Source organism: Pyxidicoccus xibeiensis (assembly GCF_024198175.1).
Classification (GTDB): domain Bacteria; phylum Myxococcota; class Myxococcia; order Myxococcales; family Myxococcaceae; genus Myxococcus; species Myxococcus xibeiensis.
Window position 1 is genome coordinate 851,806 of sequence record NZ_JAJVKV010000003.1, and the last position, 14,052, is coordinate 865,857.

Here is a 14,052-nt window from a genome sequence, read left to right on the forward strand (position 1 = left end):
GGGCACCGAGTCTACAGCATGGCTCCCGGATCCACGTCGATGACGACCTTCACCGCGTTCGGGACGTCCCCCAGGGCCGCCTCCACCCTGCCGAGCAGCGGAGCGAGCGCCGCATGTGTAGGCCCCTTCAGGAGGAGCTGCCAGCGCGTCTTCCCCCGGATGCGGGAGATGGGCGCCAGCGCCGGCCCCAACAGGCGCACCCCCGCCGAGGCCGGGGGCATGTGCTTCGACACCAGGTTGCCGAGGAAGCGCGCCACGCTGGCCGTCTGCTCGGGGTGCTCACCCTCCAGGCGGATGGCCGCCATGCGCGAGAAGGGTGGGTACGCCAGCGCGCGGCGCCACTCCAGCTCCCGGCTGGCGAAGCCGTCGAAGTCGTGGGCCAGCACCCGCTTCACCGGCTCGGCATCCGGGTTGTAGGTCTGCACCAGCACCTTGCCCGGGTCCTTGCCCCGCCCCGCGCGCCCGGACACCTGGGTCAGCAGGTGGAAGGTGCGCTCCGCGGCGCGGAAGTCCGGAATGGCCAGCGACGTGTCCGCCATGACGACGCACACCAGCGTCACGCCGGGGAAGTCATGCCCCTTGGCCACCATCTGCGTGCCCACCAGCACGTCCAGCTCCCGGCGGGCGAACGAGGCCAGCATCTCCGTCAGCCGCTCCGCGCTGGTCGCCGAGTCCCTGTCCAGCCGCGCCACGCGCGCCGTGGGGATGCGCTCCAGCACCTCGGCTTCCACCTTCTCGGTGCCGATGCCCAGCTTGAGCATGGGGCCGGTGCACTCCAGGCACCGGTCCGGCAGCGGCATGGACAGGCCGCAGTAGTGGCACACCACCCGGTTCTGCGAGCGGTGGTGCGTAAGGCACACGTCGCACTCGCTGCACTTGAGCGACAGGCCGCACACCTCGCACAGCAGCACGGTGCTGTGGCCCCGGCGGTTGAGGAAGAGGATGACCTGCTGCCCGCGGCCAATCGTCTCCTCCATGGCCGCCAGCAGCGGCGGGCTGAGGATGGGCGCCTCCTCCGTCACCATCCCCTCGCGGGGACGCTCCACGCGCAGGTCCACCATTTCGATGGTGGGCATGGGCCGGTCATCCACCCGGTTCTTCAGCTCCAGCAGCCGGTAGCGCCCGCGCTTGACGTTCTCCAGCGTCTCCAGCGACGGCGTGGCCGAGCCCAGCACCACCACCGCCCCGGCCTGCTTGCCGCGCACCACGGCGAGGTCGCGGGCCTGATAGCGCAGCTTGTCCTCCTGCTTGAAGGACGGGTCGTGCTCCTCGTCCACGACGATGAGGCCCAGGTTGTCCACCGGGGCGAACACCGCCGAGCGCACGCCGACGGCAATCTTCACGTCGCCCCGGCGCAGCGCCTGCCAGTGGAAGAGCCGCTCGCGGTCCTTCAGCCCCGAGTGCAGCACCGCCACCTCCGCGCCGAAGCGGCTGCGGAAGCGGCCCACCAACTGCGGCGTCAGCGCGATTTCCGGCACCAGGATGAGGCTGCCCTTGCCCAGCGCCAGCGTGTGCTCCGCCGCGCGCAGGTACACCTCCGTCTTCCCGCTGCCGGTGACGCCGTGCAGGAGGAAGGGCTGGAAGGCGCCCGCGTCCAGGGCCGCGCGCAGCTCGAGGCCCGCGGCGTCCTGCTCGGAGGTGAGGCGGTCGGGACGGCCCTGGATGAGGCCCTCCTTCACGCCGGCCTCCAGCTGCTTCTCTTCGATGCGCGCCAGGCCGCGCGCGGCCAGCTTCTTCAGCGTCTCGCGTGCGCCCGGAATCGCGTGGGACACCTCCTCCAGCGGCGCGCTGCCTCCCACGGCGAGGAGGTAGGCGAGCGCGGCGGACTGGGCGGGGGCGCGGGTGAGCGCGGGCGGCACCTCGGAGACGAGCGCCACCGCGAAGTGCTGCACGTCCGGCCTGGCTTCCTTCTCGTCCACCGCCTTGGACAGCCCGGGCGGCAGGGCGCCGCGGATGACCTCGCCCAGCGGATGGCGGTAGTGCACGGCCGCGAAGCGCAGCAGGGCGATGAGGTCCCTGGGCAGCGACGGCGAGTCCTCCAGCACGCGCTGGATGGGCTTGAGCTTCACCGTCTCGTCGGCGGGAGGAGACGCGGGCCCCAGGTAGAAGCCCAGCGCCGTGCCCCGGCCGAAGGGCACCAGCACGCGCTGGCCCGGGGCCAGGTTGCCGGCGAGCTCCGCCGGCACGGCATAGGTGAACTCGCCCCGAACGGGGCGGCCAACGGCGATGGAGGCCAGGACGGGTGCGCTCACTGCGGCGCCCACTGTAGCGGCGCCTTCGCGCTCGGACAGTTCCCGGCGGCTCCTCGCACCGGACGTGCGCACGGCCATGGAACCCCGGGTGGAGGAGGCCTCCTCCGGCTCCATGCGCGTGTCGTCCCACAAGGGCTGCTGTTCCATGGCACTCCCTTCAACCGCCACCCCGACCCCGGCCGTCCTGCTACCGGGGTCCACAGTGCCTGGAGGGTCTGACATGTCCCGATGCAAGCGCGCGCCTCGGGAGCATGGCTCCCGGGCTGCCCTGCGGCCGGGCAGGCGTCGCTGGAGGGGTGGAGTGCCACGCAAGGGGCCCTCTGGAAACGAGGGGCCCCGCGAAGGACAGCGCGAGCCGCTACCGGCCGGTGACCTTCTTCCACGACGGGCGGGTGCTGACGCGCTCCCACCAGGCGGCCACGTTCTTGTACTTGCCGATGAGCTCCATCCCGCCGGACGCGACGAAGAACTCCATGTACGGCAGCCACGACACCTCGGCGAGCGAGAAGCTGTCACCCGCGAAGTACTGCTGCTTGCCCAGCACCGGGTCGATGATGGCGAAGACCTTCTCCACGCCCTGGAGCCCCTCCGCGATGCGGGCCTCGTCCGCGGTGCCTCCGCCCATGTGCGGCTTGAAGAACCGCTCCCAGATGACCTTCATCGCCGCCGGCGTGAAGTAGGACTGCTCCACGCTGATGGACTGCTCCATCCGCCCATACGCCTGCGGGTTGGACGGCGTGAGCGAGGGCCCCGGCAGCTTGCGGTCCAGGTAGCGAATGATGGCGCGCGACTCGTAAATCATGAAGCCGTCGTCGTCCTCGAAGGCGGGGATGACACCGAACGGCTGCCGGGCCACGTGCGCGGGCTGCTTGTGCTCGCCCTTCATCAGGTCCACGAGGACGAACTGCGCCTCGTGCCCCTTCTCCGCCAGCGTGGTGAGGACCTTGCGCGTACAGGTGCTCATCGGGTGGCCGTAGACCTTCATGGACTGCTCCTCCTCGTGAAGGGCCGGGTGGAGCCCCGGCCGACTCGCGGAGGCTACGGCGTGAAGAGCTTGTCCGCCACGGTGGCGCGGTTGTCGCCCTTGAGCGCGGTGAAGCGCAGGGCGCGCTGGCCGCCGCGCCAGACCTCGATGGTGCGCGGCATCCACTCGCCGGTGGCCGGCGAGTTGTAGTCCAGGAAGCGCACGTCCCAGGCCACCTTCGCATTGTCCGTGTAGCGCAGCCGCGCCGGGCGGAAGGAGTCCTTGTACACCCAGAACTGCGGGCGGCCCTCGGCCATGTCCCCGAGCACGTACGCCACCTCGCCGCCGAAGCGCGCCAGGCCGGTGCGCCCCGTCTCCACGCCCAGGCCCTGGAGGTACTGCTGCACCGACTCCTTCACGTCCTGCACGGAGCCGCCGCCGGCCGCGAGGATGGGGCACACCTGGGAGATGAGCACCGACATGGAGGGAATCTCGGTGCCCTCCGAGCGGCGCCGGCCGCCCGCCAGAATCGCGGCGGCCTTGGCGTTGCCGTCCGGCACGGAGGCCTCGAAGCGGCAGCGGCCGGGGACCTTGAGGTAGAGCGTGCCGTCGCCCTGGACCTCGGGGCGGTCGGTGGGGGTGCCCAGCGCCGCCCCCGCCTCCTGCACGGCCGGGCCGCTGAAGCTGAGCGAGCCGTCCACGCGCAGCGAGGACAGCTTGAGCTCGTCGCGCTCGCCCGCCATGCGGCGGAGGATGGAGCTGCCGGGCAGCACATAGGCGCCCGCGGCGAAGGAGACCAGGACTGTCAGCAGGGCTGCGGTGCGCTTCACGGTTTCTCCGTCTTCATGGGCCTGTGAGGTAGCGCACCTCGTCACCGCGACGTAGCGCCGTCCCATGAACATGTAGCCCAGTGGACCGTGCGACACTTCCTCGGGAAGGTGGTCATGTGGGCGGGCGTTGGGGCCGGCAATGTATTGATGGCCTCCCCCCCCTTCAAGCTGGATAGGATGCGAACGACATGCCGCTCCGCCCCATCGTCCTGCTGCTCGCCCTGAGTGTGTCCACCTCCGCCCTGGCCCAGCGCGCCGAGGAACTGCGCGACGTCATGAGCGCGCGGGCCTACGGCATGGGGGGGGCCTACCGGGCCCTGGGCCTGGGTACGGAGGCGGTGCTGGGCAACCCCGCCGCCATGGCCCTGTTCCCCGCCTACCGCGTGGAGGCCACGGGCGCCTGGGACGTCGGGCTGAAGGAGGGCCTGCTGGGCATCAGCGTGGTGGACGCGGCCACCAGCCGGCTCGCCATGGGCGTGGACTACCACTGGGTGAGCCTGGGCCGCGGCGGCGCGCGCTCGAGCGCCCACTTCAGCTCGCTGGGGGTGGGCCTGCCGCTGAACCAGGTCATCCTGCTGGGCGCGACGGCCCGCTACCTGCGGCTGAGCGGCCAGTCGCGGTACGTCAACTCCGTCACCGTGGACACGGGCCTGTTGCTGCGGCTGTCCCCGGCGTTCATCGCGGGCGTGTCCGCGCACAACCTCATCGACACGGACAACGAGGAGCTGACGCGCTACTTCACCGGGCACGTGGGCGTGCTGTCGGGTCTGCTGACGGTGGCCGGTGACGTGCGCGCGGACCTCATCACCGACGACAAGACGACGCTCACGTACAGCGGAGGCCTGGAGTACCTGCTCGGACAGGTCCTGCCGCTGCGCGCGGGCTACACGTATGACGGCTTCGCGAAGGTCTCCCAGCTGAGCACGGGCCTCGGCTTCGTGACGCAGGCGGGCGGCGGCGTGGACCTGGCCTACCGCCATGACCTGGGCGGCAGGAAGGGCCGGCTGCTGGCGCTCACCCTCCGACTGCAGATGAACTGAGGTCAGCGCGGCGCGCGCAGCTCCAGGTAGCGCTCGGACGCGGCGAAGCGCAGCAGCTCCACCAGCTCCGCGTCCTGGTTGCGGCGCGCGCGCAGGACGGCCAGGGCCGGCCCCACGCTCCCACTGGCGACGAGCCCCGCGCGGTTGGCGGAGTCCCGCGCGGCGTCCGCGAGCGCGGAGGCGTCGAAGTCGCGGGTGCCGGGCTCCAGCAGGACGATGGCGCGCTCCAGGGCGCGGGGCGAGAGGGAGTCGCGCACCACGCGGGCCTCGGGGCCCGAGGCGCGCGGGTCCTTCAGCACGGTGGACAGCAGGGCCAGGGCGCGCAGGAGCTGGCCGCCCTTGAGGGCGCGCAGCGCGAGCAGGTCCGGGGACAGCGACAGGAGGGCGCGGCCGGCGTGGAAGCGCAGCTCGGCGGCGGCGGGCGGCTGGCGCAGCGCGAGCCGGCCCACGAGCAGGCGCGCGTTGCCGGCATGGACGGCGGTGAAGGGCGGACCGTCGTCCTCGGCGAGGACCAGCTCCGGCAGGTTGACGTCCAGCAGCCGCGCGGCGGTGTGGAGCGCGTCGAGCACGGCGGGAGCGCCGGGGCCGGACGAGGCCCGCAGGGGCTCCGAGGTGCCGGCGGCGCGGCCCTGCGCGGGGAAGAGGCGGCAGAGGGCAATGCCGGTGAGCGCGAGCAGCTCGCCGGACGGCGTGCGGAGCCCCGGGTGGCGCAGGCCGGCGCGCTCCTCGGTGGTGAGCGGCGGGCGCTGGTGGCGCTGGGCGGGCGTCTCCTTCCCCTGGAGGGCGTCGGAAATCTCCCGCATGAGCGAGGCGCGCGCGGCGTCGCCCCGGCCGTCGAAGTACTCGGACAGCTCGCGGTAGGTCGCCGCTTCGAGGGGGTGCTCCCGGAGGTAGCGGAAGGCGTTGGGCTCGGTGTCCGGGGAGGGGTCGGAGACGGCGGGGGCTTCGCGCGTCTCGGACGCTCCGGGAGCAGCCCTTGCGGGGGGCTCGGGCGGCTTCACGCCGGCGGGCTTCGCAGGGGCGGGCGCAGGGGCGGGGGCGGCGGTGCCCTCCTGGCGCGAGCGGAACAGACGGCGCCCCGGTTCGAAGCGTCCGGGCGGGGCCTCCCAGGAGATGACGCGGGTGTCCGCCACGGGCGCGGAGCCCAGCTCCATGTCCGCTTCCTGCCCCGCCATGAGGTCCATGCCGCTCGGGCTCCGGGCCGGCGCTTCGGCTTCACCTGCTCCTGCACGCCCCTGTGAGGCGCGAGCGCTGGCGGCGAGGGGACGGGTGGAGGCGACGGACGGCTCGCCATCGCTCACGGCCTGGCGGCCGCGCGGGGCGGGGGCGGGCTTCTCGTCTCGGGGCGCGGCGCCTCTCTGCGCGGCGGGGGCCTTGGGCTCCGGAGCGGTGGCGCCGGCTCCGGGCGGACGCTTCTCGGCACGTGCGGCGGGGGCCTTCGGTTCCGGAGCGCTGACTCCCGGGGCAGCGGGGCGCTTGTCATCACGCGCGGGGGACTTGAGGTCCGGAGCGCTGACGCTCGGGACAGCGGTGCGCTTGTCCTCGCGCGCGGGGGCCTTGGGTTCTGGGGCGCTGACACCCAAGACAGCGGTGCGCTTGTCGTCGCGCGCGGGGGCCTTGGGTTCCGGGGCGGGAGTACCCGACAACGAGGAACGCTTGTCGTCGCGGACGGGGGCTTTGGGCTCTGGAGCGGTGACGCCCGATACGGAGGGACGCTTGTCAGCGCGTGCGGCAGCCCTGGGCTCCGGAGCGGTCGCACCGGGCACGGCAGGACGATGCTCATCGCGCGCGGCAGGAGCCTTCGGCTCCGGCGCCGTGACACCCGCTACGGAAGAGCGCTTCTCGTCGCGCGCGGCGGGCGCTTTCGGCTCCGGAGCGATGACACCCGCTACGGAAGGAAGCCTCTCGGTTCGTGCGGAGTGCGATGCAGGAGCGCTGGCCCCGGCACCTGCCGCGGGCGAAGCCGGGGCGGGAGCCTTCTGCGCCTGCCTCGACGTGGCGGCGGAAGCACCGGGCGCTTCACTGGCCGACGGTCCGAGGGCCCGCTCCGACCGCACTCCCGCGGACTGCGCGGGCCTGTTCGACGGCTTCTCGCCTCGGGCTTCCGGAAGCCCGGGAGCCGGCACGGCGCCCTGCGCCGCCCCGTCGCGTGGCGCGGGACGCTCATCGCCCTTGCGTGCCTTCTCGACCGCCCCTTCCTTGCCGACGGCAGGTGCTTCGAGAGTCGCTGCCGGAGCTCCCGGGTCCGTGGTGGAGGTGGTCTCGTTCGCCAGCGCCTCGATGCCCGAGGGCGTGAGGGACAGCGTGGAGGGAGCGGGAACAAGGGGCGACTGGGGGCCACTCGGCTCGCGGCGAGGTGTGGCGCTTCTCGGAGGCTCGGGGGGAAGTGGAGCCTCGCGCTCCTCACGGGCCTGCCGCAGTCCTTCGGCGCGACGGGCATAGACCTGCGCCCGCTCCGGATTGCGCAGCACGTCCCGCCAGAGCCGCGCGAGCCGCTCCCAGGCCTGCTCGCGCTCCAGCTCGTCCTCCATCGCCGTGGCGCCATGCTCCAGCGCCCACGCGGCCTCGCCCATGTTGCCGACCGCGGTGAGGCGCTCCACCAGCAGCAGCCAGGCTTCCTTGTGGCCCGGCTCGTAGCGCACCGCCTGGCGCAGCTCGTTCAGCGCGGACTCCGTGTCGCCCAGGGCCTCCAGCGTGGACACCAGCTCCAGCCGGGCCTGACGGGCCGCGGGGCCTCGCGACTCCCGGGCCAGCTGCGCACGCAGGAGCTGGCCGAGCGCCTTCGGGTCCCCCAGCCTCCGCGCGAGCGTCACGAGCTGCCCGCGCGCCTGCTCACTCTCTGGGCTCTCCGCGAGCACCTCCGTCCAGGCCCACTGCGCCATGCGCAGGTCACCCAGCGGGTCCTCGGCGGCCCGCGCGAGTGCGCGAAGCCCTTCGACACGGTCCGGCGCGCGACGAGGGGCCGCCGACAGCGCGACCTGGAGCCGCTCGGCGGCGGCCGGGCGCTCGGCATCGGTGACGCAGTGGAGGAGGCCGGCGAGCACGGGCAGCAGCCCCGGCGAGAGTGCATCCGCCGCCTCGAAGTCCGAGCGGGCCTTGCCCGGCTCCCCCATGTGGAGCCAGCGCTCCCCGCGCGTGAGGAGCGCACCCGCGCGGGCCCGGGCCGTGCGAGCCCGCTGGATGGCCTCGTCGAGCGCACGACGTACGAGCGATGCATCCCCGCGCGCGGACAGCAGCCGCACCTGCTCACGGAGCGCGGCGCGGTCTCCCGTCAGCTCGACGATTTCCCGGTACATGCGCGCCGCGCCCGCGGGGTCCTGGAGCTCGGTCTCCATCACCTCCGCGAGACGGGTCAGGGCCTCCGCTCGCACTGCCGGGTCCTTCGCCCGGTCGGCACGCTTGAGGTAGAGCTGGGCCAGCTCGCGCCAGGCCTGACGCGCGATGAGCTGCGCCTCCAGCTTCTGCGAGCGCGCCAGCTCCTCGGCCTCGGCCGGCGTCGGCTCCGCTCGACCTCCCGGAGCGCGGCCGGGGACGGCGGTCGAGGCTTCGGCACTGGCGGCAGAGGCCGTGCCCGGTGCGGCGGGCACTCCCGGACGCGGTGGCTCCGTACGGGAGGATGCGCCCGGGACGGCCGCACCACCGAGCGCGGCCACGAGGTCCGCCAGTGGGACCTCCTGGGTCTCCGAGCGGGGCGCCGTGGTGGAGTCGGGCCGGTCCTTCTCGGAGGCAGTCGCGGCGGGGAGGGCCGCCTTCGCGTCCCCTCGCACGGGACGGGGGGCGCTTTCGGCCGGCGGAGGTGTCTCCGCCACGTATCCGCCCAGGAGGGGTGGCTGGGCTTCGGAGGTGACCTCGCCCGTGTCCTCGTCAGCGTCCCAGGCGCCTTCGCGCGGAGGCCGCACCTGGGTGCCTCGGGGCGCCGGAGCGAGAGGCGGCAAAGCCCCCTCCGTGCTCAGCTCGGGCCAGGGCACTGACAGGTTCTCCTGCTTCACCCCAGGGCCGGAGCGCGGCTGGGGCGAGACTGGACCCGAAGCCGCGCCCACGGCAGGCAGCTCCACCTCGGTCCTGGCCGGTTCGGACCTGGGCGAGGTCGAGACCACGCCCACCGCGGGCATCCCCACTGCGGTCTTGGCCGGCTCGGGACGGGGAGTGCTCGAGGCCACGCCCACCGCAGGCATCTCCACCACCGTCGGGCGGGCCTCCGGCGGTGGCGAGCTCGATGCCGCGCCCACCGCGGGCATCTCCACGACTGTCGGCCGTGCTTCGGAAGGTGCGGCTTCTGATGCCGCCTGCGGCCGCTGCTTCCCTCCTGGCTCACCCCAGGGCACGTCCTGCGCGGGCGGCAGGGAAGGAAACGCCACCGCCGTCTTCTCGCGCGGCTCGGCTGCCTCTGCCGGGAACGCCACCGCCGTCTTCTCACGCGGCTCGGCTGCCTCTGCCGGGAACGCCACCGCGGTCTTCTCGCGCGGCTCGGGCGAGCTGGGCTCCGCCGGCACACCCGCGCCGGACTCCACCAACGTCTCCTCGCGATAGTCGGAGTCCTCATCCCAGACCGCGGCGGCCTGGACTCCCGCCTTCCGGGTCGGAAGCTTCGCCAGCACGGCGCTCGCGCCGCCGGAAGGCTCTCCATTCCTGGCCGCCGCTTCCGTGGCACCTCGCGCGTCGCCAGGCGCCTTCCCTTCGGGCCCCTCCAGCCTCCGCCGGAGGAGCTGAATCCCCCGCTGGGCCCGGCGGTCCTCGGGGAACTCGACCAACACCGCCTCCAGCGCGGCGATGGCGCGGGGAACCTGCCCCACCCGTCGCAGCACCCTCGCGAGCTGACGTCGCACCGCTCGGCGCACTTCACCCGTCGGGCTCGTCGCTGCGTCGAGGAGGGTGATGGCAGCGGCTTCGGTCCCCGCGAGCAGCGCGTAGCGCACGAGCGCGGCGGCCAGGCGCGGTGTCAGGGGTTGCGTACGGGTGGCCCGGGCCAGCTCGCCGAACGCGCGTGCAGCGGAGCCTTCACGCAACAAGCGCATGGCGGACCGGAGGTGCCGGCCCACCGCATCCTGCGCATCCTCCTCCGGCCCGACGTCGGGCACACCGGTCCGCGGCGCGTCCTGTCGGGCGGCCGGGGGCTCCGGAGCGCCGGCGCTCTTGCCGTTTCTCACGCCACCCATGGGTGATGCAGTCTACACAACGATGCCCGTCCCGGTTGTCACCGTCCTGCTCCCCGCAAGAAATGCAGCCGGCACCGTGGCGCGCGCCGTGGAGAGCCTGCTGGAGGGCACGCTCCGGGAGCTACGCGTGCTGGCCGTGGATGACGGCTCCACGGACGGTACGCGCGCCGTGCTCGAGGGACTGGCGGCCAGGGATGCCCGGGTGGAAGTCCTTGACGGCGGAGGCCGGGGGCTGGTGGCCGCGCTCAACCTGGCGCTGGAGAGGGCCACCTCTCCCTACGTGGCTCGCATGGACGCGGACGACGAGGCCCTGCCCCGCCGGCTGGAGGCGAGCGTGGCCGCGCTGGACGCCGAGCCGGACCTGGCCGGCGTGGGCACGGGCGTGGAGCTCTTCCGCGAGGACCAGCCCGTCAGCCCCTCCCTCCAGGCCTACGCGGCGTGGCTCAACGGGCTCACCTCGGCCGAGCGCCTCTATCGCGAGCGCTTCATCGAGAGCCCGGTGTGCCACCCCTCGGTCTGCCTGCGCAGGGACGCGGTGGTCGCCGCGGGCGGCTGGCGGCACGGATACTTTCCCGAGGACTACGCGCTCTGGCTGGAGCTGATGGACCGGGGCCAGGGCATGAGGAACCTCCCGGAGGTGCTGCTGCGCTGGCGCGACAGCTCCCAGCGGCTCACCTGGACGGACCCGCGCTACGCCGTCCGGCGCTTCACGTGGACGAAGGCCCGCTACCTGGTGCGTGGCCGTGGGCCCCTCGCGGACGGACGGCCCTGCACCGTGTGGGGCTCCGGCCCGAGCGGCAAGACGCTGACCCGCTTCCTGCGCGAGGAGGGCGCGGAAGTGGAGCGCTTCGTGGACGTCCACCCACGCAAGGTGGGCACGCGCCTGCAGGGCATTCCCGTGGTGTCTCCCGAAGAGCTGGGCCCACCAGGACGGGGACACCTGCTGGTCTGCGTGGGCGTGCGCTGGGCGCGAGAAGAGATTCGCGTGGACCTCGCTTCGCGAGGCTGGGTGGAGGGACGGGACTTCACCTGCGCCGCGTGACGCCTCGTGGGTGCGGGCTCCACTCGACGTGACGAGGCGGCTCCCGACTCCATGCGGGCTGCTGACGGCGCCGCGTCAGTCCTCGCCGACGGGCCTGTCAGTCCGGTCCGCCGGCACAGGGATGGGGCCCTGGGGTGGCGTGATGCCCGCCGCCGTGAAGAACCGCAGCAGGTCTTCGGGAACGGGCGCCTCCACTCGCAACACCCTGCCCGTGCGCGGATGCCCCAGCTCCAGCGCCTGCGCATGCAGCAGGCACCGCGCGGCCTCCACGCCTCCTGCCTTCGGCGCGCCGCCATAGCGCGAGTCCCCGAGAATCGGCGCTCCGAGCGCCGTCAGGTGCGCGCGAAGCTGGTGCGTGCGCCCCGTGTGCGGCAGCAGCTCCACCACGCAGAATGCGTCCCCTGCGTACAGCGTGCGGAAGTCCGTCAGCGCGGGCACGCCGTTGGCCGCGCGCGTTGCCCGCCAGCGCCCGGGGCGTGACGGGTCCTTCGACAGCGGCAGGTCCACCGACCCCGACGGCGGCAGCCCCGGGCCCGTGGCCGCCAGGTACCGCTTGCGCGCCCGGCCCTCGCGGAACTCCGCCGCCAGCGCCGACGTGGCGTCCGCCGTCTTGCCGAAGACCGTCACGCCGGAGGTCTCCCGGTCCAGCCGGTGCACCAGTCCCGCCTCGCGGCCCAGGTGCGCGCCCACCAGGTCCACGAGGCTCCCGCCCACGCGCCCCTCCGTGGGCTGCGCCGTCACCCCCGCCGGCTTGTCCACGGCGATGACCTCCGCGTCCTCGTACAGCACGCGAAGTACTGGCGCCGGAGGGGCCTCCGCCAGCGGGCTCGTGCCGCCCTCCTCCAGCACCACCATCACCACCTGCCCCGCCGTCAGCCGCACAGCCGCATCCCGGCTCCGCCTCCCGCCCACGTACACCGCGCCCACGTCCACCAGCTTGCGCGCCTCCGTTTCCGGAACGCCCAGCTCGGACGCCACCGCGCTCGCCACGGACTGGCCCACCAGGGCTCCCTCCGCGCGGAATGTCCGCCGCTTCACGATGCGCCTCCGCCCCACCCCGAGCCGGAAGGAACGTTCATTCCACCACCGACGCGGCCCTCCACCCGGACACGCCCCTCCGCCCCGCCCCGCGGCCATGAGCCGGAAGGAACGTTCATTCCAGTGCCACGCCCAGATGTCATGCGGCGGCACTCTACGCCCGCATCGGCCTGCCGCGCCGCCCGCTTCCTGTTACCTTCCGCGCCCCCATGGACCGTCCCCTGCACTCCGTCCGTACGCGGCTGGACGATTTCCTCGCCGACCTGGCCACGCTCCACTACCGGCACGGCGCGGGCCTCGCGACGGAACTCCCCGTCTCCAGCCTCTTCGCCACCTTCCCCGAGCTGTCCGCTCCCGACACCTTCGCCGCCACCAACGAGGCCCTCGCCAAGGCGCGCACCAAGGACGACCCCCAGGCCGTCCGCCGCATCCAGCTCGTCCGCGAGCTGGTCGCCTCCCACGTGGAGGAAGCCCTCGCCGCCCGGCCCGTCGAGGTCGTCGCCACGCTGGAGGCCCAGGCGCGCCTGCCCGTGGACGACCAGACGCTCTCCTTCTCCGAGGCCCAGGCCCAGATTCCGCGCGAGCCCGCCCGGGGCCGCCGCGCCCTCCTCGAGCGCGCCGTCGGCAACTTCCTCTGGGAGAACCGCGGCCCCTACGGAGACCGGCGCGAGGCCGCACTCCACACCGCCGAGCGGCTGGGCGCGAAGGACTACCCCACCCTGCGCGAGGACGTCACCGGCATCGCCTTCGGCAAGCTCGCGGAGGCCGCCACCGAGACGCTGCGCCGCACCGAGGACGCCTACCGCGACGTGCTCGCCTACGTCCTCAAGAAGGTGGACCCGCTGCTGCGCCCGCTGCCCTTCGGCGAGGCGCGCCGGCACGACCTCCAGGCCGCGCTCCAGGCCCCGTGGATGGATGCCTTCTTCCGCCGTGAGGACGCCTTCCCCGCCGTGGTGCGCTGGCTGGGCGAGTGGGGCCTCACCCCCCACGCCGACGGCCGCATCCGCATCGACGACGAGGACCGCCCCGGCAAGGCCTCCCGCCCCTTCGTCGCCTCCGTGCGCGTGCCGGGCGAGGTGCGCCTCGTCCTCCAGCCGCGCGGCGGACTGGACGCGCTGGGCAGCCTCCTCCACGAGATGGGCCACGCGCAGCACCGCGCCCATGTCTCGGACACGCTGCCCATGGAGCTGCGCCGGCTCGGAGATGCCTCGGTGACGGAGGCCTACGCGGCCGTCTTCGAGCGGCTGCTCCTGGCTCCCGGCTGGCTCAAGCGCTACCTGGAGCTGGCCACCCTGCCCGCGTGGGACGCGGTGCGGCTGTCCGCCTTCCAGGCCCTCACGGTGCTCCGCCGCCACTGCGCGAAGCTGTCCTACGAGCTGTCCCTCACCACGCGCGGCCCGTCCACCGAGCGCGCGGAGGAGTACGCGGACGGCCAGCGCCACGCGCTCTTCGTCGAGCCACACCCGGGCTTCTTCCTCCAGGACGTGGACCCGCAGCTCTACGTGGCCCACTACCTGCGCGCCTGGGCGCTCGAGACGCGGCTCACCGCCCACCTCACCGAGCGCTTCAACGAGGACTACTGGAGGAACCCCGCGGCCGCCGCCTGGCTGAAGGGGCTGTTCGCACGCGGAGGAACGGACGACGCGGAAGGACTGGCCACAGAGGTCTCGGGCACGCCGCTGGCATTGCCCGAGGCCGGGGAGCGCCTCGTGGCCATCCTCAACCGGTAG

The 14,052-nt window shown here is 73.6% G+C and carries 8 protein-coding genes; 3 read left to right on the forward strand and 5 right to left on the reverse strand.

Translation table 11 applies throughout. The features are described from left to right. Positions 1-11: 11 nt before the first annotated feature. The 3 genes from priA to LXT23_RS16360 all read right to left on the reverse strand — a co-directional run bounded on the left by priA (position 12) and on the right by LXT23_RS16360 (position 4,046). Positions 12-2,399, reverse strand: coding sequence for a replication restart helicase PriA (gene priA, locus LXT23_RS16350; protein ID WP_253981083.1), 2,388 nt, complete (start codon positions 2,397-2,399; stop codon positions 12-14). A gap of 211 nt (positions 2,400-2,610) precedes the next feature. Continuing rightward, positions 2,611-3,237: a glutathione S-transferase N-terminal domain-containing protein gene (locus tag LXT23_RS16355; protein WP_253981084.1), complete on the reverse strand. Its 627-nt coding sequence runs from the start codon at positions 3,235-3,237 to the stop codon at positions 2,611-2,613. A 53-nt stretch (positions 3,238-3,290) separates the two neighbouring features. After that, the gene (locus tag LXT23_RS16360; RefSeq protein ID WP_253981085.1) at positions 3,291-4,046 is read right to left on the reverse strand and encodes a hypothetical protein; all 756 of its coding nucleotides are present in this window, start codon (positions 4,044-4,046) and stop codon (positions 3,291-3,293) included. Positions 4,047-4,234: 188 nt separating this feature from the next. On the opposite strand from LXT23_RS16360, the gene LXT23_RS16365 reads away from it, so the two are divergent. Continuing rightward, positions 4,235-5,086, forward strand: a complete 852-nt coding sequence (locus tag LXT23_RS16365) for a hypothetical protein (protein WP_253981086.1) — start codon at positions 4,235-4,237, stop codon at positions 5,084-5,086. Between the two features lie 2 nt (positions 5,087-5,088). On the opposite strand, the gene LXT23_RS49695 is transcribed toward LXT23_RS16365, so the two are convergent. Further along, positions 5,089-10,242, reverse strand: a complete 5,154-nt coding sequence (locus tag LXT23_RS49695; protein ID WP_256560823.1) for a hypothetical protein — start codon at positions 10,240-10,242, stop codon at positions 5,089-5,091. A gap of 22 nt (positions 10,243-10,264) precedes the next feature. Here LXT23_RS49695 and LXT23_RS16375 point away from each other — a divergent pair, with 22 nt between their 5' ends. Beyond that, on the forward strand, positions 10,265-11,284 hold the full coding sequence (locus LXT23_RS16375; protein WP_253981087.1) for a glycosyltransferase: 1,020 nt from the start codon (positions 10,265-10,267) through the stop codon (positions 11,282-11,284). A 75-nt stretch (positions 11,285-11,359) separates the two neighbouring features. On the opposite strand, the gene LXT23_RS16380 is transcribed toward LXT23_RS16375, so the two are convergent. Next, positions 11,360-12,322: an RluA family pseudouridine synthase gene (locus tag LXT23_RS16380; RefSeq protein WP_253981088.1), complete on the reverse strand. Its 963-nt coding sequence runs from the start codon at positions 12,320-12,322 to the stop codon at positions 11,360-11,362. A gap of 209 nt (positions 12,323-12,531) precedes the next feature. Here LXT23_RS16380 and LXT23_RS16385 point away from each other — a divergent pair, with 209 nt between their 5' ends. Continuing rightward, a complete protein-coding gene (locus LXT23_RS16385) occupies positions 12,532-14,052 on the forward strand; it encodes a gluzincin family metallopeptidase (RefSeq protein WP_253981089.1) in 1,521 nt (506 codons plus the stop codon).

Excerpts from the sequence above, each read along its gene's own strand:
- LXT23_RS16355 (WP_253981084.1), bottom strand. The coding sequence starts at position 3,237 with ATGAAGGTCTACGGCCACCCGATGAGCACCTGTACGCGCAAGGTCCTC.
- LXT23_RS16385 (WP_253981089.1), top strand. The coding sequence starts at position 12,532 with ATGGACCGTCCCCTGCACTCCGTCCGTACGCGGCTGGACGATTTCCTC.
- LXT23_RS49695 (WP_256560823.1), bottom strand. The coding sequence starts at position 10,242 with ATGGGTGGCGTGAGAAACGGCAAGAGCGCCGGCGCTCCGGAGCCCCCG.
- LXT23_RS16375 (WP_253981087.1), top strand. The coding sequence starts at position 10,265 with ATGCCCGTCCCGGTTGTCACCGTCCTGCTCCCCGCAAGAAATGCAGCC.
- LXT23_RS16365 (WP_253981086.1), top strand. The coding sequence starts at position 4,235 with ATGCCGCTCCGCCCCATCGTCCTGCTGCTCGCCCTGAGTGTGTCCACC.
- priA (WP_253981083.1), bottom strand. The coding sequence starts at position 2,399 with ATGGAACAGCAGCCCTTGTGGGACGACACGCGCATGGAGCCGGAGGAG.